Annotated in this window: 17 protein-coding genes; 16 read left to right on the top strand and 1 reads right to left on the bottom strand. The window is 44.3% G+C overall.

What is annotated here, in order from left to right; translation table 11 throughout:
- The first annotated feature begins 58 nt into the window (after positions 1-58).
- From MJB10_RS16845 to MJB10_RS16770, 16 genes are all read left to right on the top strand, one after another.
- Entirely contained in the window at positions 59-2,329 is a 2,271-nt protein-coding gene (locus MJB10_RS16845) for a DUF5703 domain-containing protein (RefSeq protein WP_314796520.1), read from the top strand.
- A gap of 34 nt (positions 2,330-2,363) precedes the next feature.
- Positions 2,364-3,290: an aldo/keto reductase gene (locus MJB10_RS16840; protein WP_314796519.1), complete on the top strand. Its 927-nt coding sequence runs from the start codon at positions 2,364-2,366 to the stop codon at positions 3,288-3,290.
- 162 nt (positions 3,291-3,452) lie between these two features.
- Positions 3,453-4,067: an SGNH/GDSL hydrolase family protein gene (locus MJB10_RS16835; protein ID WP_314796518.1), complete on the top strand. Its 615-nt coding sequence runs from the start codon at positions 3,453-3,455 to the stop codon at positions 4,065-4,067.
- A 162-nt stretch (positions 4,068-4,229) separates the two neighbouring features.
- On the top strand, positions 4,230-5,216 hold the full coding sequence (locus MJB10_RS16830) for a DUF5703 domain-containing protein (protein ID WP_314796517.1): 987 nt from the start codon (positions 4,230-4,232) through the stop codon (positions 5,214-5,216).
- Entirely contained in the window at positions 5,200-5,460 is a 261-nt protein-coding gene (locus MJB10_RS16825; RefSeq protein WP_314796516.1) for a hypothetical protein, read from the top strand. The genes MJB10_RS16830 and MJB10_RS16825 overlap by 17 nt, the downstream gene beginning before the upstream one ends.
- A 166-nt stretch (positions 5,461-5,626) precedes the next feature.
- Positions 5,627-6,487 carry an alpha/beta hydrolase gene (locus MJB10_RS16820; RefSeq protein WP_314796514.1) on the top strand — a complete coding sequence of 287 codons (861 nt, stop codon included), beginning with the start codon at positions 5,627-5,629 and terminating at the stop codon, positions 6,485-6,487.
- A gap of 534 nt (positions 6,488-7,021) precedes the next feature.
- Entirely contained in the window at positions 7,022-7,291 is a 270-nt protein-coding gene (locus tag MJB10_RS16815) for a hypothetical protein (protein WP_314796512.1), read from the top strand.
- Positions 7,288-7,557, top strand: a complete 270-nt coding sequence (locus tag MJB10_RS16810; protein WP_314796511.1) for a hypothetical protein — start codon at positions 7,288-7,290, stop codon at positions 7,555-7,557. The genes MJB10_RS16815 and MJB10_RS16810 overlap by 4 nt, the downstream gene beginning before the upstream one ends.
- A gap of 159 nt (positions 7,558-7,716) precedes the next feature.
- Positions 7,717-7,917 (top strand): hypothetical protein, encoded by a 201-nt coding sequence (locus tag MJB10_RS16805; RefSeq protein WP_314796509.1) that lies wholly within the window; start codon positions 7,717-7,719, stop codon positions 7,915-7,917.
- Between the two features lie 43 nt (positions 7,918-7,960).
- Positions 7,961-10,255: an AraC family transcriptional regulator gene (locus MJB10_RS16800; RefSeq protein ID WP_314796507.1), complete on the top strand. Its 2,295-nt coding sequence runs from the start codon at positions 7,961-7,963 to the stop codon at positions 10,253-10,255.
- Between the two features lie 251 nt (positions 10,256-10,506).
- Entirely contained in the window at positions 10,507-11,424 is a 918-nt protein-coding gene (locus MJB10_RS16795; protein WP_314796505.1) for an ABC transporter permease, read from the top strand.
- A gap of 1 nt (position 11,425) precedes the next feature.
- Complete coding sequence (locus tag MJB10_RS16790) at positions 11,426-12,280, top strand: carbohydrate ABC transporter permease (RefSeq protein WP_314796504.1); 855 nt, start codon at positions 11,426-11,428, stop codon at positions 12,278-12,280.
- Positions 12,281-12,393: 113 nt separating this feature from the next.
- The gene (locus MJB10_RS16785; protein ID WP_314796503.1) at positions 12,394-13,965 is read left to right on the top strand and encodes an extracellular solute-binding protein; all 1,572 of its coding nucleotides are present in this window, start codon (positions 12,394-12,396) and stop codon (positions 13,963-13,965) included.
- 152 nt (positions 13,966-14,117) lie between these two features.
- Positions 14,118-18,932 (top strand): CBM96 family carbohydrate-binding protein, encoded by a 4,815-nt coding sequence (locus tag MJB10_RS16780; RefSeq protein WP_314796500.1) that lies wholly within the window; start codon positions 14,118-14,120, stop codon positions 18,930-18,932.
- 193 nt (positions 18,933-19,125) lie between these two features.
- The gene (locus MJB10_RS16775; protein WP_314796498.1) at positions 19,126-19,911 is read left to right on the top strand and encodes a sugar phosphate isomerase/epimerase family protein; all 786 of its coding nucleotides are present in this window, start codon (positions 19,126-19,128) and stop codon (positions 19,909-19,911) included.
- A gap of 173 nt (positions 19,912-20,084) precedes the next feature.
- Positions 20,085-22,277, top strand: coding sequence for a malectin domain-containing carbohydrate-binding protein (locus tag MJB10_RS16770; protein ID WP_314796497.1), 2,193 nt, complete (start codon positions 20,085-20,087; stop codon positions 22,275-22,277).
- 174 nt (positions 22,278-22,451) lie between these two features.
- Here the strand turns inward: MJB10_RS16770 and MJB10_RS16765 are convergent, their stop codons facing one another.
- Positions 22,452-23,984 carry an ABC transporter substrate-binding protein gene (locus tag MJB10_RS16765; protein WP_314796495.1) on the bottom strand — a complete coding sequence of 511 codons (1,533 nt, stop codon included), beginning with the start codon at positions 23,982-23,984 and terminating at the stop codon, positions 22,452-22,454.
- Positions 23,985-24,084: the final 100 nt, after the last annotated feature.

Below are 24,084 nucleotides of genomic sequence, written 5' to 3'. Positions count from 1 at the left end.
AGCCCTTGCTAAGTGAGGGGCTCTGGAGACTAACATGTTTATGGAGGATGGTGTGAAAATGTTAAAACATAAGATTATAACGACTTCAAAAAAGATAGTTTCTTCGTTGGATTCCGACATTCAAGCCAAATTGGACAGCTACAATGTTGCCTTCTCGGCTCCAAGCACAATTGGCTCAGCGGGTTCTATGCCTATTGGAAATGGCGATATTACTTTAAATGTATGGACGGAAGTTAATGGGGATCTTTTGTTCTATATAGGAAAATCAGACACTTGGAGCGAAGCGACTCGACTATTAAAATTGGGAAGGGTGCGTGTTAAAATTACACCTAACCCATTCGCTACAGATCATCAATTCTCGCAGATCTTGAAACTACGTCAAGGAGAGATCCTAATAACTGCCGGACCGGTAGGCCAACAGGTTACCCTCAGGGCTTGGGTGGATGCCTATCAGCCTGTAATTAGAGTTGAGGCAACAGGAGAGCAACCTTTTCAGATCGAAGCAACTACAGAGATATGGCGCGATACTGTTATCTCTATGAACGATTCAACGAAGCATAGTTATTACGGAATAGCTAGCTCTGGACTTACACCAAATCCTTCGGAGAGTGCTGATCAGGTATTGCCAAGAACCAATGAAATACTATGGTATCACAGGAATAACACCAGTCTATATTACCAAAAGACACTTGATGCTCAACACTTAGGCGACTTAGTAAGTACACACCCCGATCCTTATGTTAACTCGACATTTGGGGCTATCATGAAAGGCACCAATATGGTTTCCATTAGTAACACAACGCTTCGTTCAAGTTCTAACGGGACTAATTTTGTGCTTTCCGTTTATCCCTATACGGCAACCACAAACACAGTAGACACTTGGGAAAGCCAGCTTAATACCATCATTACCAATATTGAAGCCACAGATATAGCAACGGCGCGTAACAACCATATTAACTGGTGGGATTCGTTCTGGGGCAGGAGTTGGGTCTTTGTAACAGGTGACGCGGATGCAACCATAGTAACAAGGGGTTACCTGTTGCAGAGGTTTATGGAAGCTATCCAAGGAAGAGGAAAATATCCAATTAAGTTTAACGGAGGTACAATTAATTTCGATTTTGAAGATCAGAATGCAGACTATAGGCTCTGGGGTCCGCCCATATGGTGGCAGAATACAAGGCTTTTGTATTGGCCAATGCTTGCATCTGGTGATTATGATATGATGCTTCCGCTATTTAATATGTATAAGAAAATGCTCAACCTGCAAATGGACGTCACTAAGCACTATTACAACCATGAAGGTGCATTCTTTCCTGAAGTCACAAATTTTTATGGATTATCCAATATTGATAACTTTCAGCACAATTCTCCGATCCCGAATCCGACTAATGAGGCGAAGAATCCTCATATTAAATATTATTGGCAGGGGGGCATAGAACTTTCTGCAATGATGCTGGAATATTTCGAGTATACGAAGGATCATGCATTTGCTTCCAATACGCTTATTCCGATAGCTGAGCAAGTGGTGAAATTCTATGATCAGCACTATCCGCGAGAGAATGGGATAATAAAGATTAATCCCGCACAGATTTTGGAAACGTATGGGACTGATGTTGCTAATCCTACTCCAGAGTTAGCCGGCCTTAGAGCTATTCTGCCCAAATTACTTGCACTACCTACAACCATTACAACACAAGCGCAAAGAGATGAATGGCAAAACTGTTTGAATGCCTTGCCACCAATTCCTCTTGGGACTAACGCTAATTCAGAGACTATTATCAAACCAGCCGAATCCTACTCTACAGCAAATCGTACTAACGAAGAGAACGGTGATCAATATGCTATATTTCCCTATAAAATATACGGACTTGGGAAGCCTGATCTAGATATTGCTATTAGATCTTTTAACGAACGTGAATTTCAAACTGGAGCAACAATAACGGATTGCTGGCATTATGATTCCATACTTGCTGCTTATCTTGGACTAACAGCCAAAGCCAAGGAGGAAATGATTATAAAATTCAAAAGTTATTCGTCTCTTACAGATTTTCCAGCATTTTGGAATAAAATGGACTGGATACCTGATTTGGATAATGGCGCTGTGGCCATGAACGCTTTGCAGACAATGATTTTGCAAAATAATAATAATGAAATCAGAATTTTACCATCCTGGCCGTCTAGTTGGAATGTAGATTTTAAATTACATGCTACAGGCAACACTACGGTAAGGGGGAAATATGAAAATGGGGAAATAACCCTATTGCAAGCAACTCCTGCTGACCGTCTGGTAGATGTCATATATCCTGTCAAAACTGCTAGGAGTAGATGAAACCAGTAAACCTAGTAAGAAAGAGGAGAGAAACATGGAGTATACGACTTTCGGTAAAACGAGTCTCAAAGTATCTAAGCTTGGTCTGGGTGGAGCTCCGCTTGCAGGAGATTTCGGTAAGACAGATGAAGCCGAAGTGCAACGATTAATTCATGAGGCAATCGGTTCTGGCGTCAATTTCATTGATACTGCGCCTAAATACGGCAACGGAGAATCGGAGCGACGTATCGGCAAAGCGCTTAAAGGACTCAGAGATCAAATTGTCATAGCATCTAAGGCAACGCGATTCGACATGAGTTACGATTACGAAACGACCATTCGATCTGTGGAAGAAAGCCTGCAAAGGCTGGAAACAGATTATATTGATATTTTGCAAATTCATGATGTGGAAAAGCAGTCTTACGAGATAATTGTGAACGAGACGATACCGGCTCTGGAGAAACTGCGAGAAGACGGGAAAATCCGTTTTCTCGGTGTGTCGACGAGGGATCTACCTTTGATGTTGGCCTATATGAAAACTGTGAAATTTGACGCGATTCAATTTTACGCGCGATATATGCTCATCGATCATACGGCTAAAGATGAGGTAATGCCGCTTGCTAATGAGATGGGAATAGGTGTCATTAATGGCAGCGTCCTTGGTTTAGGCATGCTGGCCGATGCGCCTGCTCACTTCTTGGAAGAAGATGTTCGAACGAAATCTTTAAATCGGATTGAGCAATTGGCTTTTCTACGTAAGACGGAGCCGAAAGGGCTGGTGGAGCCTGCTATGCGATTCAGTTTAAGTAACCCTGACATTCATGTCACTCTTACTGGGACGGCTTCGCTCCAATCGCTGCGCACAAATTTATCATTTTGTGATGGAAAGGGCTTGGAGCCCGAAGAACTTCAAAAAGTATATGGGCTATTTCAAGGCCAACCGTTGTTTGATTACAGGAACAGCTACTCTTTGAAACTTTGAACAAGGCGGCCAAAGAGTTCGTTTAGGGGAAGTGGTGAGACGGGTACTGTTTATTTGATGACATAAGTGTACAATCAACATTGCCTTAATAGAAGTCAAGCTGAAATCGATGATTGACAGATGTCAGCTTTTTGCTATCACTCGAAAAGATGGAGGATGAAGATGGTTCAGCTTGAACAAAATGAATGGTGCGATTTTTGGTGGCAAGAAGCACCGCAACAGAACAAAAAAAGAGTATTGTTGGTAGGAGATTCGATTTCGAGAGCTTATCGTCCTTATGTGAATGAGAAGCTTAAAGGTGAAATTTATGTGGATCAGCTTTCTTCCTCACGGGCATTGGATAATTCCGCCCTTTTAATTGAATTGGACTACATGCTTAAGCTAAACGAAAGTAAGTATCATGGTATTCATTTTAACAATGGATTGCATGGCATGCATTTATCTGCGGACCAGTATGAGCATCATTTGGAAAAGGTGATTCAGCATATTATCGCTCAAATCGACGCTGAAAAAATGATTTTGGCGTTCTCGACGCCAGTGACAATTACGGACGTTCCAACTGAATTAGACAGTAAATTAAATCATATCGTCATCGATCGCAACAAAGCAATGGAACGATTAGCCCATAAATATCAATTGCAAATCAATGATTTATATACACCAATGCTTGGCAAAAGCGAATATAGGGTGAATGATGGTTATCATTACAATGCGTTGGGTGATAAAGCATTAGCAGAAATTGTAGTAAGCTCAATATTAAAAAGTATGGACAAATAGATGAAGCAAGTAAGGCTTAATATTTTCACCCTATTTCACTAACGGCGAACGATAGTTAAATTAACCGCCTTTTCAAAGGGCGGTTTTCTTTTGTTGTAAAAACAACATTAAGATTTAACATAGCCTTTAAATTAGATGATAAATAGAATATGAGGTGTGAGAATGTATAGCAAGCATGATGTTATTTGGGAAACGCCTAGCAGCGGTTCCAAGGGCTCGATGCCGCTCGGTAACGGCGATGTCGGAGTGAATGTATGGGTCGAAGAAAATAGCGATTTGCAGATGTTGATTGCAAAGACGGACGCGTGGGACGAGAACGGCAGGCTGGTAAAGCTGGGGAAAGTTTGCATTAAGGCATCGGGACAAGTCTGGAACACCCGGCAATTCCAGCAATGTCTGCGGTTGGAGGAAGGGGAGATTACCGTTTCGATCGACGAAGCTGGCAAGCAGCTTCGTTACCGCGTAAGGGTAGATGCTCATCATTCGGTCATACGCATTGAAGTGGATGCGGATCAGGAAGTGGGGCTGGCTGTTTCAACAGAACCTTGGCGAATGGAGCGGCGCGAAATAACGGGCATCGAATTGCATAGTGCATACGGGCTTAATGGAGGCCCAGAGCGTGTCTTCGCTGAACCTGATACCATTCTGCCTGAGGATGAGGACAAACTTATCTGTTATCACCGCAATGAAAGATCCGTCTGGCCGGAGAACATGCGTCTGCAAAGTATCCCGTATGAGGACGGTTCCTTCCGTGATCCATTGCTGCATCGTACCTTCGGGGTGATGGCAAAAGGAGACGGATTGCTCCGGAGTAGCCTGATGACGCTCAGTTCTGCAGTGCCAGGTAACAAATATTGCATTGAATTACATGCACTTTGCTCACAGACAGATACTGCCGAGGAATGGGTAAGGCAGATCGAAATGTCCGCTGCGGTCTGCGAGTCGACACCGCTCGAAACGAGCCGCGAGAAGCATCGTGATTGGTGGCAGGATTTTTGGCAGCGGAGTTGGATCGATTCGGACGACGAGTCGTTGCAGACCATCCTAAGCGGCTACACGCTGCAAAGGTATATGCATGCTTGCAGCGGAAGGGGTGCTTTTCCGATCAAGTTTAACGGTTCGATCTTTACGATTGGAAACATGGTTTGAGGCAATAATCCCACTCCCAGAAATCGCTGGATTGCAGTACGTCCTGAACCAACTTGCGGCAGGCGTCTTGGAGGATACAAGCCTGCTAGCCCGTTGGAGACAGTTACATGCAAAACTTCCCGATATTCCACTGAACGACGACGGAGAACAATCGGTATTATTGCCCGCAAAACAAGTGTTTGGGGAAATTCATAATAGTGAGAATCCGGAGTTGTATGCGATTTTCACTTATCAGCAATGGTAAAGATTTTCTGTGACCTAGAGACCGAAAGCCAACTCTGATGCAGACAATACCTGTATTGAGGTTTTTCACAGAATCTTAAACAGTGAATTCATCTACAACAACTCAAAATTTAAGACAAAACAAGAAGCCCAGCAGAAGCAATGAAAACGAGGTGACTGTAAATTTAATGGATGTAGCAAAAGAATGGGAGATTCTACAAATAGACAAGCTAGAAAAAAGGATATATCGCAGGATTGCCGATGTGGAACTGCGTCTTTTGGTGATGGAGCCTAAAGAGCCTGCAGATTCTCCTCGTCCCTGCCTCGTCTTCATTCATGGGGGCGGCTTTACAGGCGGCAAGCCTGAGATGCTTTTGCCACAATGCCGCTATTTTACGAGGCTTGGGTATGTGTGCGTTTCAGTCGAGTACCGTCTAATTCAGATGGAAGGTGAGTTCCCCACAGGAGACAGTATTAAGTTGGAAGATTGTATTGTCGATTGCAAAGAAGCTGTGCGTTATGTGCGCAGCCATGCCCACCAGTGGAACGTTGACGCGAACAGAATCGGACTAATTGGTGAATCGGCGGGGGGCTACTTGGCTTGCGCTGTGACCACGCTAATTCATATAGAGGACACTACGACAAGCCCTTCTGTTTCCTGCGTGCCAAATGTACTGGTTGCGTATAATCCCATAACTCATTTGCTATGCGGGTGGAAGGCAAGATTACATTACAATTTTATCGGCGAGGATAGTGCCGAGGGGTGGTTAATGAAGCACCAACAGGCTCGCAATTTGTCTCCGCTTGTGTATTTGTCGGCTGAGCACCCACCCACGCTAAACATCCATGGTCTTATGGATTCAGTTGTACCTCCAGAGCATAGTGCAGAATACGCCGAGCGGCTTCGGGAGCTAGGGGTAACGGTTAGGCTGGAACTACTGCCCGCAAGTAAACATGCATTTGCCTTATTCAATTACACAGCGACAGAAGATGAAATTGCCCGTACGCTGAACATAACAAGAGAGTTCCTGTCTTCCATACTCCTCTGACAAGAAGGTCGTCCACCCATTTATTAAGAGTGTACAGAGCTATCATTTAAGATAAGGTAATTACTAGTCCCGTAAGAAAGATACTTTGAAAAAAGTATCCTTCTTACGTTTTTTCTTGATGCATACTTTAGGTGCTTGTGGAGAGGCTGGGATGGGGCTCCAACCGTCCTCGATTCGGTATTTAAAAGTCACAATTGTATTTCAAATGATACCGTTGCTGGCATCTTGCAAGCGACAAAGCATGAATCGTATATGCAAGTATAAAATCTGAACATGCAGCTACGAGAGGTGACCAAGTGTGGTATTATCGGTAAGCAATCGTCGTGTCATGTCCGTGCCTGCCTGTTTTTATAATTCATACATTAGCAGGAGAAGATTGAACTCATTACTACGTATGAAAACTATCATCCTTATCAATAATTTGAAAAAAAGGTAATATGGAAAAAAATTCCTGATACGATTCGAAGCTATTGGATTTCCAGAGGACAAATTTTCCTTGACTTTCCTTGGCCTGCACTTACGGCTGTAGATTATATGCAATATGTTAGAAATGGAAATGTCGTTCATTTCCAGTACAAATTTGAGGAACGCAGGACGGCATTGGCTTCCTTAGTTTTTGCCGAATGTATGGAAGGAGCAGGCCGCTTTATCGACCAGACTATGAATGGTATCTGGACCATTTGCGAAGAATCGACCTGGGTAATTCCCCCACATATGGTTATTTCCAAAGCAAGCGCTGCTGATAATTTACCTAATATTGCCGATCAATACATCGACTTGTGTACCGAATTCGTATGGAAATGAAGCGTCGAATTTTCGATCCATATTTGGAGCGCAGTGATTTATGGTGGATGGGGCTGGAAACGAACCGTAAAATGAACAATTGGAATCCGTGGATCAATGCTAATTGCCTTTCTGCTTTCCTTCTCCTAGAGAATTGTGATGAGCGTCGTTGCCAAGCAATTGAAAAAGTCATGCGCAAACTTGACAGGTATATTAGCGATTGCTTCAGAATGACAGTGACGAGAAGGTGTATATTTACTACGACGAAAGCACTCTTCTTGTATTAAACGAGTCCATCAAATTGACGGATGAGAAGCTACAGGCAGTCTGGGGTGATTACCTGTATAGAGTCACTTTAAAAACTAAGAAAGCTTTCTCCGCTGCTTTACGGACAATGCGTATTGCAAAGGAGGATGATGCAGCATTTGGATATCTCACTGGCAATCATGAATGATCATAACGATACATGTATCATTTATAGCGAGATTGAGATTGTTATGTGGTTAGAGCAATATTTAGGAATAAAAGGTAGAAAATTTACCGTGGATCAAGACTATCAACGGGATAACGATGATCAATTGGCACATTCTCGAATGAATGAGCAAAAATTGTGCCTTACTTGTGACAAAAGGTATCTGTTACAATAAACATACCCATGCCATGTTACACCATTAGGAGGTAACCGTTGAAGTGAAAATTTTCAATTTTTTTCCCAAAAAAAAGAAATCAATGCTGAGGAAAATGATCATCGTCTCGCTTTTTATTTCGATTGTCCCGACGGTAATCACTGGATTGGGCAGCTATCTCTATGCTTCGTCCGTTGTAGAAACGGAAGTCAACAAAGCTAATTATCAGATTTTGAAGTCTGCATCCGAAAATGTGGATAAAAAGCTTCAGGCGATTCAGATTAATCTATTGCAAATATTGAACTCGCCTTATTTTCTTACGGAATACAATGATGATTTAGAAGTGGATCAAATCGACTTCTTTGGCAAAGTGTATAAGATACTCGGAGCTTTTCAAAATACGAATAAGGATTTGAACGAACTCGCTCTCTATATTCGGGACACTGCGTATATTTCCCCGACGAATGGTACGATCCGGCCAGATGTTATTAGCATGGCCGTTCGGGATAAATTCGATCATGAGATGAAATCTGATTACCGGCTGCGTTGGTTGAATGAGACATTCCCTGTGACGCCCAATAGCGTTACAGATAGAGGTGTAACGTTGGTTAATAAGTTTCCACTCGGCAGCAATGATCCGATTGGGCTCGTCCTTGCGTCAGTAAACTCTACTCAAATACGTGAAACCATTGGGGATTCGAAAGTCTATAAAGGACAATTCATGTTCGTAGTAAGCGAGTCAGGGAAATTAGTCACCTCAACATCGAACGAGCTACAGCCAAGCAATTTCTATGAGAGCATTTTACAAGCAGGCGAAGGGAAGTCCAAATATAATTTCACTTGGGATGGCACCCAATTTCTGGTTACAAGCATATCTTCGAACTACAGCGGGTGGAAATATATCGATGTGATTCCTGTTAATGAATTGCATGCCAAGTCAAAAGGAATAGCGTCTATCACGATGGGCATCGTCTTGTTTTTCATTCTAGTAAGCGTTGGAGGTTCTTTCTTCGGCAATCGAAAAATTTACCGGCCCGTTGAGCGATTACTGGCGAATATTAGAAGTGATTCTGATACGGAGATTGATTCTGATGAGATGGGCTTCTTCCATCGAAATTGGTTGGAGCTCAGGCATACGGCATCTCAACTAAAGAATGAATTGACGCATCAACAGCCGATCATACGCGAGTCTTTCGTTCTGCAGATGCTGCAGGGTCAATTTGCCTACTATACCAATAATCAATTAGGCGAACTGTTAAAGCGTTATCAACTTCCTGATCAAGGGGAGTTCGCTGTGCTTGCGGTTGCGTTCGATATGGATACAGACCGACAGGGGAAATTTCTCGACAGTGATAAAGAGCTAATGCTCTTTTCCATGAAAAATATTATTGACGAATTTATTCCACTGAATAATTGGCGAGGCGTAACGGTAAATGTATTCAATGATAGCCTAGCGACTTGGATTTGGAGTGCGCCTGAGACGCCGGAAGCAGACAAGGAGGAACCTGATTTCTTTGCTTTTGCTGAAAATATGCGGCATACACTCTCCAACTTTTTACAGCTCCCAGTGACGGTTGGGTTAAGCGTAATCGGATATGAGGCGAAGGAAGTGCCGGGATTGTACCGCCAAGCCATGCTTGCATTGGAATCGCGCATCATTACGGGAAGGAATATGGTGCTGCTAGACGAGGGCAGCCTCGCCAGCGAGAGCAGCTATCCCGTTGAGCTAGAGCAGCACTATGAGAACTCTCTGAAGCTTGGCAATCAAGAGGAAGCAGAGCGAATGTTGAATGATTTCATGGAGACGGTCAGCAGGCAGGCAAGATCTCCAGAAGGTGTGCTGCTCTACTGTAATCAGCTGCTTGCCGCAACGATGAGAACGGCTTATAGCTTGAAGGTAGAACCGAAGCAGCTATTCGAACAATACGATCCTTATACGCATTTACGTAAATTGAAGAGTATTGAGGATATTAAAAGATGGTTTGTGACAGCGCTAATTTCTCCAATTATTACGGCCGTGCAGGGCAATCGGCATGGCGAGTATGAACGAATGGTGATGACAGCCGTAACTTACATACATGAACATTATCATCGGGAAATCTCTCTTGAAGAATGCGCAGATTATTGCGGGGTGAGTACGTTCCAGATTAGCAAATGGTTTAAGAAAATTAAGCAGACTGCCTTCATTGATTATTTGACGGAATATCGTATTGAGAAAGCAAAGCAATTATTAGCGGAGACCGATTTGCCGGTTAGCGAGATATCTAATCTTGTCGGGTATCAGCGTCAAAATTTCATGCGTGTCTTCAAGAAACAGGTAGGTATAACGCCTGGTCAGTATAGGGAATCAGTCAAATGATAGTAACGAATAATGCTTGCGGGATCAGTCCTGCGAGCATTATTTTTGTTAAATAAACTGGAATCCTGTGGTGAGTCGCATTTTATTGTTTTTAGGTGCTCCCTTTGACGCAAATAATGCGACTAACTCGAAAAAGTCTTGATCTAACGGGGGTTGTGGCTGCGCAACAATTGCATCTTGCAGGCGACAAAGTTTGAATCGTATATTGCAAGTATTAAATCTGCACTTGCAGCTACGAGAGGTGACAAAATATGACACTATGGTTAAGGGGCTGGGGAACTGCCCTGAGACGAGACAAGTATTTGTACTTATTAATGATGCCTGGCTTGCTCTTTTTTCTGATATTTAAATATGGGCCCATGTGGGGGTTGTCGCTAGCATTCCAGAACTACTCCCCATTCCTTGGGTTTTGGAAGAGCGAGTGGGTTGGCTTTAAATATTTCAGTGATTTCTTAACGAATCCTGATTTTTTCAAGCTCTTGAGGAATACGCTAGCCATTAGTTTCTTGAACATTCTGTTCTTTTTCCCGGCGCCGATCATCTTGGCGCTAATGCTTAACGAAGTGCGTCGAGTACGGTTTAAGAAATTTGTGCAAACAGCCATTTATTTACCTCACTTTGTCTCATGGGTCGTCATTGCAGGTATTTGCTTCATTTTGCTTAGCAAATCTTCTGGGATCGTTAATGGACTGATTGTAGATGCTGGCGGAACGAAAATTGATTTTCTGACGAATGCGAATACATTCTGGCTATTATTAACGTCGCAAAGTATTTGGAAGGATGCTGGATATGGGACGATCATTTTCCTTGCGGCGCTGACTAGTATTAATCCCGAGCAGTACGAGGCAGCTCAAATCGATGGAGCTAGCCGATGGAATCAACTGATTCATATAACGCTGCCAGGAATTAAGTCCACGATCGTCGTTCTGCTCATCCTACGATTAGGAACGGTGATGGATGTCGGTTTCGAGCAAGTCTACCTGATGAGTAGCGCTCCTGTTGAAAGCATTGGGGACGTATTCGACACGTATGCATATCGCGTCGGTGTTCAGCAAGGGAGATTCAGCTTTGCCGTAGCCGCAGGTATGTTCAAATCGATTGTTGGCTTCATTATGGTCGTCGCGGCGAACCGTATCGCAAAGAAAATGGGCGAGGAGGGAGTGTACTAAGATGGATCGTTCCTCCAAATGGTTAGATGTCTTCATTTATACAGCACTGTTCTTATTTTCACTTTCTACCGTATTGCCGTTCATCTACATTACGATTGTGTCCTTCACAGAACCGCATGAATTTATATCCACGCCGGTTATGCTGTTTCCGAAAACATGGAGTTTAGCGTCATATCGTTACATTATGTCTAACAATTCGTTTATGAACTCCTTCTTCATTACAGCGTTACTGACAATCGTCGGTACGGTTGGTGCTTTGCTCGTGACGTCAGGGTTGGCATATGGATTATCGCGCAAGAGATTGAAAGGCCGTAATTTCATCCTGACCTCGATTTTGTTCACGATGCTGTTCAACCCTGGCATTATGCCTAACTATTTATTGATTCGAAATTTAGGATTGTTGAACAGTTTCTGGGCACTAGTGCTGCCAGGATTAGCGACTGCTTTTTACGTGCTGCTCATGAAAAGCTTCTTCCAAGACGTACCTGCAGAGCTGGAGGAATCAGGTAAAATGGACGGCTGCTCGGATGTCGGCATCTTCTTCCGGATTATTCTTCCGATATCCTTACCGGTCATAGCCGCATTCAGTTTGTTTTACGGAGTCGCGTATTGGAACACGTATTTCAATGGCGTACTTTACATCAATAAGGACACGCTGCGTCCGTTGCAAGTCGTTTTGCAGCAAATGCTAGCCGCAAGCGCGGCTCCCCCTGATGAAGCTTCAGGAATCGTGATTCCAGCGGAAACGGTGAAAATGGCAGCTGTCGTGCTTGCAGCAGTTCCGATCGTCATGGTGTATCCATTCTTGCAAAAATATTTTGTCAAGGGTTTAACGCTTGGTTCTGTGAAGGGTTAAGTAAAACTTTCTTGAGAGGGGTGATACTGCGTTTTGGAATGGCAATAATGTAAACATGTTTTCAAAAGGCGGGCAGCAACATCTAAAAAAAAAATTTGAGGAGGCAACACACAATGAAAAAGGTTTTAAAAATGAGTGGTCTTACGGCAGCAGCAGCCCTTATGCTGATTTCGACAGCGTGCGGTAGCAATAAACCTGCGGAAAGTCAGTCATCGACATCTGCAGCTACACCTGCAACTTCAGCAGCGCCCAAAGCACCTACGGAAGTTACGATTATCGCACCTACTTACAATGATGCACCTACTAACGATTTGGAAAACATTCAACAACTCAATCAGAAGTTGAATGTTAAAATCAATGCTTCTTACGTGCCTTCCAACAATTACGATGATAAAGTTAACGTTATGCTGGCGTCGAATGACTTGCCGGATTTGACAGTTGTGTGGGATATTACGAAGCAGAATTGGACTCAAGCGCTTGGTCAAGGTGCGTTCTGGGATTTAACACCATACCTCAAGAACTATCCGAATTTATCCAAGATCGATCCTGGTGTGTATACCGCATTATCGTTTAATGGCAAATCCTTTGGAGTACCGCGGGTTAGACCGCAGGATGGCCATGAATCGCTCATTATTCGCAAAGACTGGTTGGACAAACTGGGGTTACAGGCGCCGAAGACGACAGACGAATTCTACAAAGTCATGGAGGCGTTTACGAAAAACGATCCAGACGGCAACGGAAAGCCTGATACTTACGGATTTGCCGCATATGCTACGCCTACGCCTCAAACCTACTTATACTCGATGTTCGGTTCTTCTTCAGCTGGCGGTCTTATGCAAGGCTGGGCAAACAACGCTGGTCAATTAACTCCGGCATTCGCTTCTCCGCAGATGAAAACTGCGCTAACTTACTGGAGCAAAGCGTACAAAGATGGATTGGTCGTGCCAGATTATCCGGTTATGAAGGCCCAACAGTTAAAGGATATGTTCATTCAAGGGAAAATCGGCATGTATATCGGAAATATTTATGACATTTACAACACGCCGAATGTGATCAAAGAACTACAAAAGGTGAATCCGAAAGCAGACGCAGTTGCTTATGAACTGCCTGCAGCACCGGATGGCAAGCGTTACTATGAAAAAAGTTCAGGAAGTTTCGGCCAACTGATGATCAGTAAGAAAGTGTCAGAAGATAAAATGAAAAAGATTTTGGAACTCATGGATTATGGCAATACACTAGAGGGTTGGAAGCTGCTCAACTACGGTATTAAGGATAAAGACTATACAGATACTAACCTTCCGACCATTGCAGTACAGTCGGATGCCGCCAAAAAGCAGAATATGTTGCCGAACACAAGTCAATGGATACCATCCTTCTTTAACAAATATGCAAGAGCCGAACATGGAGAAATGTCACCAGAGGTTCTCAAGTATGACCACGATCTGGTTGATGCGATCAGCAAGCAATCCATTTTGGATCCGGCCACAGGCATCAATACACCTACGAATGCAGAAAAGGGCGCAGATTTCCTCAAGAAAATATATGACAATGAAATCAATACGCTTGTAGGCAAAAGCAGCTTGGACGATTGGGATAAGTTCGTCAAATCCATGCAGGAGGACGCTTCTTTCCAAAAGTTAACGAAAGAAGTGAACGATGCCTATAAAGCAAGAGGCGGTAAATAAGAAATCGTTTTTAGAAAAGGGCTATTCGGCGGGTGAATCATACTTGAAAAAAGTAGATCATCCCGCCGTTTTTTATATGCCAACTATTTAGAAAGGAGGCCATGTAATTATTTGATGTAAGCGTTTTAAAAAAACGTGAGGAGATGAAAATATTGAAAGCTAAGCAATCGGTACGTTCACGCAAACTGGTATCACTAGTAACAACAGGCGTTATGCTCACACAGATTTTATGTGTTCCGGCTTTTTTTGCGGGTGTAGGTACGGCTTATGCCGCTTCTACGACGATTCAGTCAGCCAAAATGCAGGTAACAATTGACGATCAATTTCCACGGGTTATCCAGTATCAATGGTTAAGCAGCGGGAAAATTATTTACGGGCAAGAGGATGTTATCTCAACAGTGAATATTAACGGAGTCTCCTATACACCTACGGTTACGTTCGTGAAGAATGCGGCGGATAAAGCCACATATACGCTGAATTTCTCGAGTATTAACGTTCTCATGACAGTTGTAATCGATGTTGTCGATAACGTGCTGGATTTCAAAGTGACGAACATCCAAGAAAGCGGTTCCACATTGGTTCAGACGGTTGAATTTCCGAACCAAAGTCTGTTGTCGATCCGTGATACGCAAGCTGGTGCAAAGGAGACAGGTGCTGACATCGGATCGTGGAATTCCAGCAAAGAAGAATATAACGTACTATCAAGCAAAGCAACGGACGCTGCTCCTGTCGCGAAGACTTATGTGATTCTGAATACGAATGAGTTAGCTGGTTCGATCTACAGCAATGCATTCGAGATTTTGGCAAACAAAGATGCCGATTTAAGTTATGCAGGCAATGAACAACGGTATTATTACCAAACCGTTGCCAAGACCGGTTACAAGAAGCTTGGAGTCTGGAGTCTTCCCTGGACGTATAGGGAAACGGATGGAATCAACTCGGAAATCGTCGAGCTTCCGTACGCGAAGGTTGCGATTACGGACGATGCGAATGGAGACGGGACATTAGATTGGCAGGATGGCGGTATTGCCTACCGTCAAATCATGACGCTACCGCAGGGATATGATGTGATCCCTAAAGTGATGCCGGAAATCGCTTATTCACGTCAGAGCTTGAGCCAGTGGCCGTTCCTGCGGACGTTGGATATGATCAAGAAATTTTATTCGTATACGGACGGTTTCGGTCAATTGCTTCAATACAAAGGCTTTCAGCATGAAGGGCATGATGACGGTTTTGATGATTACGGAAACGTAATTAACAAAAGATTAGGCGGCTTAACCGATCTGAATACGTTAGTCAACGAAGCAAGCCAGTATAATGCGTATGTCGGCGTTCATTTAAATTTGAACGATGCTTACCCGGAAGCGCAGCATTATTCCTATGATAAAATTGGTAATATTTCATGGCAAACGATGGATACAGGGTATTATCTGAATCGCCATGCAGATTCTCTTGACCCCGGGTCGAACGGTTTGGCTGCCAGATTAAGTGAACTGAAGCAGAATGTTCCGAACTTAAAATGGACTTACATTGACGTCTACACGGGTCTTGGTTATAACCAGTGGAAGTTGGCGAAAGAACTGAACAACAACGGCTGGATGATCGGCTCGGAAATGAGCGGAGCATTGAATCGCTCTAGCATCTGGAGCCATGTGAATGAGATTGAGAGCAAGGTCGAACGTTTCATTAAAAATAATGTCACTGACCAATTTATGTTCGATCCGATCTTGCTGACAACTCGACATGCGAGCGCGATGGGATACGGGAACGATAAAGACGAGGACCAGGGTGCCGTAGGTTCGACAATTAATGATCAGATGAATGTCTTCTATAACCAAACGCTGCTATTCAAATACATGCAGAATTACAGCATTATGAAGATGAATGTGGATCAGGCACTGAATCAAACGACCACTGTTACGTTCCAGAATGGACTTACGGGACAGGTTGTTGATCCGGGCACCGTATCGAATACAACCGAAGGAACCAATCAATACGTCACGAACAATCCGAAAGTTGAATTGAGAAAGAACGGTAACTTGATTGCCACTTACCAGAATCAATTTAAGAAAAAGGTTGTTGCATCGAGTGCAGTTGGGTATCACAATAAGACAATTACACCGCAATTGACACAATATTTGCTCCCATGGGATCCGCAATCCGAGACGAAGTTGTATCACTATAACTCTGTTGGCGGAAATACGACCTGGACGCTGCCGGCAAGCTGGGCAGGGGTAACTAGCGTTGATCTATATCAACTATCCGATACAGGCAAAACCTTGGTAACGACTTTGCCAGTAACCGCGGGTCAAGTTACGATCAATGCCACGGCCAATACGCCGTATGTCGTCTATAAACACGGTCAAGCCGATGCGATCACACCGGTATCATCATTAAACTTCGGTTCAGGCGGATTCGTCAAGGATCCGGGATTTGACAGCCGCGCGTTGAACAATTGGAGCGTATCCTCCATAAGCGGCAGCACGAACCACGTCTCGATCCAAACGAATGCGGCGGGAGACCCTTACCTGCAAGTGAGAGGGAACAACGGGGCTGACGCAACGATTTCCCAAACGATTATTGGGTTGACAGCTGGCAAGACGTATCAAATGTCGGTTTGGGCAGAAGTGAAGAACGGTCAGACAGCCACGGTCGGTGTGAAGAACTATGGCGGAACTGAAGTAACCAATACGATGACCCTATCGAACATACCGAATAAGTACTACAATTCGATGCGGAGCACGATCGGTAATAACATGCAACGGCTCAGTGTTAATTTCACGGTGCCTACCGGTAATTCAAGCGCAACGATTTATATGAAAGCAGCTCAGGTGGCGGGATCTTCCACAGCGGAAGTCGATTTAGACGATATTCGCGTGGTGGAGCTTACGAATCCAGCACCGCCAGGAAGCCACTACTTCTTCGATGATTTCGAGAGCAACAATGAAGGACTTGGGCCGTTCATTCCAATTAATACGAATAAAGCCCATATTTCGGATTTACATGCAGGATTTACGAACGACACGATAAACGGTAATTATTCATTGAAAATGCGTGCCAATAGCACGGATGCTTCTAGCATCACAGGCGAAATGATGAGAACGATTCCTTCGACTGTAAGGCTGCTTCCAAACACGACTTATACGATAAGCTTCCCATATCGAATGTCGCTGCAGAACAGCTATAACATCGCAGTAACAAGCGGCTATGGCAGCGGAATGGTCGATCTATTCAATGAAACGATCGATTACTCTAAATATTACTACAATAAGACATTCACAACGGGAAGCGCGAACGATTATAGCATTCGATTCATCAATAACATCGGCGGATGGGATAATTTCATCATCGACGATTTCACAGTGGATCTAGGAACCGTAGCTCCTCCAGTCGAGACACCGGATCAAACTTTCAATAACGGGCAAATCGGCGGTTGGATTGCTGCTTACGGTAATGGTTCGGTTCAGGCTGTCAGCCAACAATTGGCGCTGAGTACAGATCGTTATGAGACGGTAGCGCTTGATCAGAACACTGCGGATATTGCGGACGGAGAAATGACGTTCACGATTACGCCACAGTCCAACAATGTGGCAGGAGCTATCATCCGATATACATCGCCAACCAGCTATACGCGCATCGGGTTCGACTCGGCGGCTAACGGATGGAGATACTGGGATCCGCAAGGGAATACAGGCATTATCAATATGCCAGGTGTCGCGCTAACGACAGGAGTGCCGCATAAAGTCAAGCTGACCTATACAGGAACTCATTACACGCTTTATGTGGACAACATCTTGAGCTATGACGGCAATATTCCTGCATTGAAAACGACGGCAGGACGCACTGGTTTCTCGGTAAGAAACAAGTCGACTGTCTACATCGACAATGTTACGCTCCAAAATCTGGGTGCATCGTCGGGATCAACGCCAATTGTACCAACGCCAGCAAACGCTCAATCGACGCCAGGCAAGATTGTGCTTGATTCCTATGATGACGCGTATGTAAGAGATGGGGCATCTGCGACAACGAATTTTGGTGTGGATCCATCGCTCGCTGTCAAAAATGACGGAGTAGGCTACTCCCGCGAATCGTACCTGAAATTTGATCTGTCTGGAGTCACAAGCTCTGTATATGCGGCTCAAATTAAGCTGAATGCAACTGCCAAAGGCAGCACGGCGCCAAATCAAGTGGTAGAGCTCGTCAGTGACAATACGTGGAGCGAGACCACGATCAATTGGAATAACAAACCGGCCTCATCTACGGTCATTGCAACCTTTACCCCTGTCTTGGGCGTCAATTCTTTCGATGTGACGAGTCAGGTTCAGAGTGCGCTGGCTGCCGGCAAGAAGCTGTCAGTGAAAATTCATGGAGCTTTGCAAGTAAGCGGATCATCCGAAGTGGACTACGGCTCGTTCGAGAATACGACGGTCAGCAACCGTCCGGTACTTGAACTTACAGTACCGACAACGTCAATATTGACAGCAAGTGCAGACAGTTACGTGCGTGACGGATTTTACGCTAGTCAAAATTTCGGAACCAGCGCAACGCTGGATGTAAAAACAGATGGTACGGACTATTCCCGCGAGGCTTATGTGAAGTACGATCTTACCTCCGTCACAGGTACGGTTACTTCGGCTAAGATCGATCTGAACTTAACGACAGCGGGTGCCACTGCTCCGAATCAAGTCGTGGAGCTAGTAAGCGATAATTCATGGACGGAAAGCGGTATTACATGGAACAACAAGCCGGCTTCAAGCGGTACCGTGCTTGCGACGTTCGCTCCGACAGTTGGCGTTCATGAATTCGACGTGACGAGCCAAGTTGTTGCTGCTATGGCAAGCGGTAAGAAGCTATCGATCCGAATTTATTCATCACAGTTGCTTTCGGGCACAACGGACACCCACTATGGTGCTCGTGAAAATACAACGGTAAGCAATCGTCCAGTCTTAAAAGTAACCACGCAATAAGCGATCTTACAACAAGTATAGTGGCAGGTACGGTCATGTCCGTGCCTGCCGAATTTATTATTAAACGTCTATAGAAGCAACGTATCGCCATGACCGATCTACGAACAGATGGAAGGTCAAAATACTGCACAGATTGGACAGAATCTTTCTTAGTGTAAGGGTAAGGGATTCCCTTATAGTTGTTTTATTATCAATGAAAGTGAGTGATGAAATGAAAATAGCAGCACAGCTCTATACAATAAGGGATTTTTTGAAAACTCCTGAGGATATTTCCATCAGTCTAAGCAAGATTAAACAAATCGGCTATACGGCCATTCAAGTTTCAGGAATAGGTTCCATCGATAATAAGGAGTTAAAGGAGATTGCAGACAGAGAGCAATTGACAATCTGCGCCACCCATATTCCATATTCGGATTTAACAAATCATTTAGATGCGGTTATTGAAAAACATAAAATTTGGGATTGTAAATATGTGGGATTAGGCGGGATGCCGCCGGTAAATCGCAGCAGTAAAGAAGGATATTTGGCTTTTGCCAAAGAGGCATCAGAAATTGGAAAAAAATTAAAACAGGCGGGATTGCAATTCTTTTATCATAACCATTCATTTGAGTTTGCCAAATTTGATGGGAAAACTGGCATGGAGATTCTCTTGGAGGAAACAGACCCAGATACCTTCGAATTCTTGCTTGATTTATACTGGGTTCAAGCTGGGGGCGCAGATCCGATCGAGTGGATAAACAAATTGAAAGGAAGAATGAAACTCGTTCATTTGAAAGATTTTGCAGTAATGAGTGATATGGAACAGCGATTTGCCGAGATTGGCGAAGGTAATATGAATTACTACCAAATACTGAAAGCATGTCAAAGTGTTGGTGTGGAATGGGCGCCAGTTGAACAAGATGAATGTTATGGCCGAGATCCATTTGCGTGCTTGGCGACCAGTTTCAATAATTTGAAGAAGCTTGGTGTGGGTATTTGAACCACGGACAACAATGGCGAAATTTAATATGAAAATGGATCGTGCCAAGCGGAGTTTCTTCCCTGCTTGGCATGATCAATTTCAGATACAAAAGTGATAATTGCAGACATTGTTGTCAGTCACCAGACAAAGTAAGATGAATGTACAAAAAAGAGAGAGAGGCGTGATTCCAAATGCCAAATTCCTTGTTCATTTGCTATCCGGGAAGCGCTTCCCGTCAAGAGAAGTTCGCCGCAAAGGAAATACGCCGCTATTTGTATGTTCGGACTTCCGTCTTATTGCCGTTGGTTGAGGAAGATTCCATGCCTAAAGAAGCAAGCGGCTTTATTGTTGGTTATTCGGACAGCAGGTTAATTACAGACATAATTGTTACTCCGCAGAATCAATTAGCATCTATGAGTGAACAAGGCTATCTGCTGAAGACTGTTGCTACTTCAAGCAGAAAGCGTCTTGTTATCACAGGAGGACGCAAAGGCGGATTGCTATATGCTGCATACCGTATAGCAGAGCATTGGGGCATTCGGTTTGCTCTTCATGGCGATATTATTCCCGATAAGCAAATTCCGCTAGTCCTGCCTGACATCGAGGAATCTGGCTCTCCTTTATTTCCACTGAGAGGTATTCTCCCTTTTCATGATTTCCCTGAAGGTCCGGATTGGTGGAACCAAGATGATTATAAGAGCGTGTTGTCCCAGCTTCCGAAGCTTCGTATGAATTTCATCGGCATGCACACCTATCCAGAAAGACCTCGGACGAATCTTTATGCTAGTGCTGAGCCTGCAACTTGGATTGGACTTCCAGAGGACGTGAAGGACAATGGAGATGTGAATCATAGTTATCCTTCAAGACATTTTTCGACCATTAATGGTGCATGGGGATATGTCTCGAAGCAAACAGGGAGTTATTCGGACGGCGGAGATCAATTGTTCGAAAGGGACGATTATGGCGCGGATTATATGCAAGGTATGGCGCCATGGCCTGAAACGATGGAGGCCAGCAATGAGCTTTTTAATCGTTTCGGCCGCTTGTTGAGAAACGTGTTTTCGTATGCGCAGGAGCTTGGCATTTCCACATGCCTTGGGACGGAAGGGCCGCTTACGATACCGGAGGAGGTTAAATCTCATCTGATTCGAAAGGAAATGGATCTTGAGAATGAGAAGACGATTCAGCAGCTTTACGAGGGGATTTTTACACGAATCAAACAAACGCATCCGCTTGATTACTTTTGGTTATGGACACCGGAATTGTGGACATGGGGGGGCAACACGGAAGAGCAAACGCAAGCGACATTGCGCGATATTCAAGCAGCCATTCATGCAGCTGAAAAGGTAGACGCTTCGATTCAAGTTGCCACTAGCGGCTGGGTGCTAGGCCCTCAATCGGATAGGACCCTGTTTGACCGCCATTTGCCTAAGTCAGTGCCATTCAGCTGCATTAACCGAAATCTCGGCAATGAATTCGTAGAGCCTGGTTTTAAAACCATTGGGCAGCGTCCAACTTGGGCGATTCCATGGGTTGAAGATGATCCTGCCATGATTCTACCGCAGCTTTGGGCGGGACGTATGCGAAGGGATGCGGCTGATGCTGCATCGTATGGATGCTCAGGTCTTCTGGGCATTCATTGGAGGACGAAAGTGATAGATCCGACGCTTGCTGCACTCGCGGCTGCAGGATGGGAGCAGGCTGGTTGGAGCGAGAACCAGGAAAAGCCTGAAGATACGAGTTCTACAGAAGGATATTGGGACGGTCAAGCACGGACAGTAGAGGTGTTGGCAGGACTGCACGACGAGCCATATAGAACGGCCAGAGTCGGTATGAAAGGATACCGTTTGCAGGTGCCGAATGGAACCTATACGTTGACTTTAACATTTATGGAGTGGGAAGTTACGGAGCCCGGCAAGCGAGTCTTTGACGTTTTCACGAATGGAAGTATTGATAAAAGAATTTACCAACTTGATATTTTCAGCGAAAGCAAAGAGGGAAATCGACCATTGGAGCGTACGATCCATGAGCTGAAAGTGTCTGATGGGTTCATTGATATTACCTTCAATTGCCATAGCGGCGAAGCTTGCCTGTGTGCCATACAGGTGGAAGGGCAAACGGATGATATCAATCAGTTCAAGGGTGAGGCTTATTCGCGCCTGATTAACTGCGGAGGACCTGCAATCGACAGGTATGAGGGAGATCTTTCGGAGCTTAAGATTCGCGAACGTGATTTGCCAATCGCCGATTTCTATACGGATTGGGCCATGGCACAGTTTGGAGAAGAAGTTGCGGCTGATATGGCCGAGGTGTTTACTGAGCTTGACGGCAAGCTCCCTCGTCCAGCAACTTGGGTGTCCGGTCCTGGAAGCACAATAACATAGAAACAGTCCTTCCTGATAGCGAGAAGCTGCGATTTCCAGCAGGTGCGCCGTATCTTAATCAAACCGTTGTCATAAACGGTTGAGTCTTGGGCTTATGTTCAAGTTGACATAAAGAAGGAAATGATAAAACCCTGTCTACAGTAAATGAACTGTTGACAGGGTTTTCATCATTTCTCATTTCGAAGCTTTCCAAGCATCGACTTGTTTTTGCATTTCAGCAATGATTTTATCAGAACCGGCCGTCTTCAATTTAACCAAAAATTCATTGTACTTATCTATCGAAGCGATTCCCAGTTCAATGGATCTGGAGTATTCGTCATAAACAGCGCTCGACTTCGCAATCTCGGATTTTACCGGCGCTGCATCGAAGTTAAATCCTAGCAATTTAGAGGCTGTTGCCGTTTCGTTCATTTTCTTCGTGTCTTCCCAAACCGTTTTAGGCATACCTTTTTCAACATTAGCAAGGAAGTTGGTAGCGAACATCCATGGAACTTGCGGATTGTACGCTTTTTGATTCTCGCCAGGAATCATGAACCCATCCCCATCGATTTTGAAATGGACATCCTTCATACCGAAGTTCAACAGATTATAGAGGTCTTTATCTGTATTCAGAAGCTCGAGCACCATCATGGCTCTCTCAGGATTTCTTGAATTTCTGTTGATACCTTGCATCGCAGCGGTAATAGCGCTTGTTGTAAGATGTGGTGTTCCAGCAGGAGCATCCACCATGGGATAACCGGCTTGAGCCGTTTCCCCGACATCGCCGCCTGGTTTAAAAGCTCCGCCGAGATTCACTGCCCATTTACCAGCCTTCGCATCGGTCCATTCATCTTTTTTCTTAGAAATGCGGTCTTTGGAATTCAATAAACCTTTGGCGTTCCAATCTCTCATTGTAGCTGCAAACTTCTTGGCTTGCGGAGTTTCGAACTGGTTAATGACTTTAAGTGATTCATCGGAGTAAGCAACCGCACCTGGAACATTAAAGCCAGAAATGGCATCAAGATTAAACAATTCACTGCCAGCTTGATCAAAAGATGTAATAAACGCTTTCTTTGCATCATCCTTATGAACGCTCGTTACATATGGCTCCAACAGGTGTAAGGTGTCCATATTCATTTTTCCGCTTACAGAACTGAGATCGAACTTGTATTTGTCTACCAAATCTTTGGGGAACATCAAGGCAGGGGTTCTGGCAGAGATCTGTTGGTTGACAAAGCCATAAATGTTACCCTTCACTTTTGCAGCGTCCCACATCACTTTTGGCACGGAAGCATAGGTTTTAGGAGCATAGGTTACGAGCAAATCATCGAGAGGAAGAAAGGCGCCTCTTGCAACATTTTGGTTGAAGTTGGCAATCCAGCTTGATGTAAAGGCAATATCATACGGTTCGCCGGAGGCAATGACAACTTGCATTTTCTGATCATAGTCTCCAAATGCGAAAGGTTTGAAATCTACGGTTGCGTTGATTTTCGCTTTCAATACCTTGTTCACTTCAGTGAATACTTTATCCTGCTCAGGCTGCGGGAAGTTCCCAGGGAAGTACCAAGTCAATTTAACTTCCGGGAGAGCTTCAGCTGTTACAGCGGGTTTGGCAGCTGGGCTTTTATGCATCGTATTGCTGTCGCATGCGGAATGCATCATGCTGATAGCTAGAAGCATACTGCCTGCTAGAAGAATTGGTCTTACTAGTTTTAAGGTTTTGAACATGTACAAAGTCCTCCCTTTATTGTAAACATTATATTATTTAAATGGAGGATAAGCCATGTTTAGTAATGATTTATTCCTTGAAATCATAGCAAAAACCCTG

This window comes from Paenibacillus sp. MBLB1832 (assembly GCF_032271945.1).
Lineage (GTDB): Bacteria > Bacillota > Bacilli > Paenibacillales > NBRC-103111 > Paenibacillus_E > Paenibacillus_E roseopurpureus.
This window is presented reverse-complemented; position numbering and strand designations above follow the sequence as displayed.